We start from the raw sequence: 3,443 nt of genomic DNA, 5'->3' as shown, positions 1-3,443 counted from the left end.
GGGAGAAGGCGGCACTCGATCCCGGGGCCCGGGTCGGCGGGGGACGGTTGGCAACCGTGGGTCTCCGGGTCACGGCAGGGCAGGCACAGGAGTCTCATCGCGGTGTCCGATCCGGGCGGGTGCGGCTTCGGGCGTCCGCCGGCCGGCCGGCGGACGGCGGGGTTCACGGGATGACCAGCGGCTCGCCGTACAGGAAGCGGTCCAGCGGCTCGGCCATCGCGCCGCGTGCGGGCGGGTGGAACGCCAGGGCCCGCGCCGCGGTGAGGTATCCGACGCCGAAGCCGTCGATCAGGTAGGAGGTGCCGCCCAGCAGTTCGGCGGCGTGCGCGGCGACGCGCTCGACGGTGCGCTGCGCGGCGTACCGCACGTGCAGGGCGCGGGCGACCCCCGCCGGCTCGCCGATGGCGGCCGGGGCGCTCCGGGCGACCGCCTCCAGGGAGGCCATCGTGGCCTCCAGCGCGCCGACCAGCTCCACGCGTTCTCCGGGAGTGCCGCGACGCCGGCGCAGCACCTCCTCCACCAGGCCACCGGCGACCCCGGTGTAGCTCGCGGAGACCATCAGTTCGAAGACGTGGAAGGCCGTCGCCAGCGCGGCGTTGAGGCTCTGCGGGTCGCCGAAGGAGGAGACGTGGCCGTCGGGCACGTCCACGTCGGTGAGCACCACCTCGTGGGTCTCCGAGCCGGGGAGCACCCCCGTGGCCCCGAGGGGGCGGACCTCCAGGCCCGGGGAGGAGGCGGGGACGACGGCCAGGGCCATCTCCGTCCCGCCGGTGTCGGGCAGCGTCAGCATCACGCTGGCGGTGAGGTAGTCCATCGACAGCGACAGGCTGCACGGTCGCTTCGCGCCGTTGAGACGCCATCCGTCGCCGTGTCGTTCGCCGCGCATCGTCGGCTTCAGCACGCTCGCCGCGGGCCTGCCCTCGCCGAACCCGGAGGCCAGGTAGCGGTGTTCGGAGGCGACCTCGGTCAGCAGTTCCTCGGTGACCCGACAGGGCGGCATGGCGACCACGGTGCAGTGGTGCATGTTGGCGGCCAGCGCGAGCGAGGGCGAGCGGGCGCCGAGCACCCGCTGCACCCGGAGGGCCTCGATGAGGTCGGCGCCCGCTCCGCCGTACCGGGTGGGCACCAGCAGTCCCGGGCCGCCGTGCTCCCGGAGCAGTCGCAGTCCCGGCGACTCCCCGGACTCCAGGACGGCGATCGGGACGTCCCGCAGCCGCTGCTCCAGGCCGGGGAGGAACTTCTCGAAGGTGGCGCGTTCCTCATCCATGAAGGTGATGGACATACTGGTCCTCTTGTCTGGTCGGATCGCGGGCCGACGCGGGGCCGGGCCCCCGGGGAGGGGGCGGCGGCCCCGCGCCGGCCCGGATCGATGCGGGTCAGGCCGTGTGCGGGGCCGATTCCGTTTCCATGAACTCGATGAGACGCGCCGCCAACCACTCGGGCTCGTCCAGGGACACGAACGCCCGGGACCCCTCCGCGATCGCCACCGAGGCGTTCGGGAAGCACTCGGCCAGGCGGTGCGCGTGGGCCAGGGGGAAGAGCGGGTCCTTCCGCGACCACGCGATCAGGACCGGCCCGCGATAGCCGCCCAGCCGGGGCACGACCTCCCGGGTGACCTCCGGCCGCAGGGTGCGCAGCAGGCCCGTCAGGTCCCGCTGGACACCGCGGTCGTGCGGGAGGGCACCGAGCAGTTCGGTGAGTCGCCGGTCGGGCACCGGGTTGCGGGCGACGAATTTCATGAGCAGCCGCTGGAACGGCCGGCCCCGCAGGCCGACGCAGATGCCGCGGATCAGCGGCGGGAGCGCGGCGATCGGGCGCAGCGGGGTCAGCAGCCGGGGCGGGCAGTTGTCGAAGGCGTCCGAGGGCAACAGCACCAGCCGGGAGAAGAGGGCCGGCTCCCGCACGGCGGCGATCTGCGCGATCGCGCCGCCGGTGTCGTTGCCCACCAGCACCACCGGCCCGGGCAGGGTGCGGGCGAGCTCGATCACCCGATCGGCGTGCGCGCCCGGGGAACGGTCCGCGTCAGCGTCCAGGGGCGTGCGGTGCCCGCCCAGCGGCAGGTCCGGCAGGACCACCCGGTACCGGTCGCCCAGATGTTCCACCAGTGGATCCCAGACGTGGCCGTTGACCATCATCCCGTGCACGAACAACAGGGTGGGGCCGTGCCGGCCCGCCCTGCGCACGGTGATGGCACCTCCGTCGGTGGCGACCTGCTCGCTCTCGTACCGCATGGGGTCGTGTCCTCCCTCTCCGTCTCCGATGTCACCCGTTGATCGTCAGCACCTCGATGTCGTAGACGAACGCCCGGTCGTCCCGGGTGAGCGAGGAGCTCAGGCGGTCGTCCCTGACCAGGATGTCCGCCACCGCATCGGGCACCCGGTGCTTGGCCAGGAAGTTGCGGTAGCACACCCGCCCTCCCGGCCGACCGACGCGCGCGGCGTGCCGCATGACGACATCGAAATCATCCCTGTCGATACAGCTCGTGACGTCGGAAAGGGAGAATTTGTCCACCGAACGGTCGGGCAGTGTCGCGATGTACTCGATCAGGTCCCCGGTGACGGCGGTGACCTCGGTGTCGGCCGCCCGGATCGCCTCGACGTTCTTCCGCGTCAGGTAGTGCGGCAGCGTCTCACGGTCCGGGTAGCGCCCCAGGAAGGTGAAGGCGAGCCAGTGGTTGTCCCGGGCGAGGTGGTGGGTGAAGGTGTGGTGGACGCGGTCCAGCACGTAGTCGCCGACCGACTCCACGTCGACGGTGATGCGGTAACCGGGGTCGTTGAGCACCGTCTTCAACGTCCGCTCCGAGAAGCCGTGGCGGATCAGGCTCCGCCACACCACCCCGTCGATCCGCTCGCGGTACAGGGTGCGCTGTTGCTCCAGGGTGGGCGCGGCGAACAGCGCCGGCATGGCCCGCGGGTAGAGCACCCTCATCGCGGGGGCCACCACCCGCCGGTAGAACTTCTCGTGCCGCCCCGCCAGGGCCAGCCCCCGCCGAACCTCGGAGCGGTGGCGGGTGAAGTAGCGGTACGCCTGCGGGCTGACCCGGCCGCGCAGTTCGGCGAGCAGCCGCATGCGGTCCGGGTGCGGGTCGATCCCGAGGAAGGCCAGGAGGGTGTCGTGGGAGAAGTGACGGATCGCGGCCAGCTTCACCTCCAACAGGTAGTTCTGACCGGGGGAGGTGTCCACCGTCGTCACCGAGCGCGGGTTGTTGACCATCAGGCTCAGCGAGCGGCAGCCGCTCCCGGTGACGCTGACCACGTCCTCGCCGGGCTCGACCTCCAGGGCCCGCATCTCGGAGTCGGAGTCCTCGTCGCAGGTGCTGTAGAGGATCCACTTGGCCGTGTCGGGGTTCGCGTCGGGCTGGAGGTGCGGGATGGGCGACGCTTCGTTCGGGTTCGTCACAGACATGGGACGCCTTCTCGGGGGTGGGGTGGAGGGGTGCCGGG

The 3,443-nt window shown here is 72.3% G+C and carries 3 protein-coding genes; all 3 read right to left on the bottom strand.

Features of this window, described 5'->3' with window-relative positions; genetic code table 11:
• Positions 1 to 163: 163 nt before the first annotated feature.
• On the bottom strand, positions 164 to 1,282 hold the full coding sequence (locus FOE67_RS20235) for an acyl-CoA dehydrogenase family protein (protein ID WP_194444503.1): 1,119 nt from the start codon (positions 1,280 to 1,282) through the stop codon (positions 164 to 166).
• A 94-nt stretch (positions 1,283 to 1,376) separates the two neighbouring features.
• Positions 1,377 to 2,231, bottom strand: coding sequence for an alpha/beta fold hydrolase (locus FOE67_RS20230; protein WP_182666266.1), 855 nt, complete (start codon positions 2,229 to 2,231; stop codon positions 1,377 to 1,379).
• Positions 2,232 to 2,262: 31 nt separating this feature from the next.
• On the bottom strand, positions 2,263 to 3,405 hold the full coding sequence (locus FOE67_RS20225; protein WP_182666265.1) for a DUF3419 family protein: 1,143 nt from the start codon (positions 3,403 to 3,405) through the stop codon (positions 2,263 to 2,265).
• Positions 3,406 to 3,443: the final 38 nt, after the last annotated feature.

This window comes from Streptomyces calidiresistens (assembly GCF_014141525.1).
In the GTDB taxonomy this organism is placed as follows: domain Bacteria; phylum Actinomycetota; class Actinomycetes; order Streptomycetales; family Streptomycetaceae; genus Streptomyces; species Streptomyces calidiresistens.
The sequence above is the reverse complement of the archived record's forward strand: the minus strand, read 5'-3'. Positions and strand labels throughout refer to the sequence as shown.

Coding starts and splice junctions, on each gene's coding strand:
- FOE67_RS20230 (WP_182666266.1), bottom strand. CDS start 2,231: ATGCGGTACGAGAGCGAGCAGGTCGCCACCGACGGAGGTGCCATCACC.
- FOE67_RS20235 (WP_194444503.1), bottom strand. CDS start 1,282: ATGTCCATCACCTTCATGGATGAGGAACGCGCCACCTTCGAGAAGTTC.
- FOE67_RS20225 (WP_182666265.1), bottom strand. CDS start 3,405: ATGTCTGTGACGAACCCGAACGAAGCGTCGCCCATCCCGCACCTCCAG.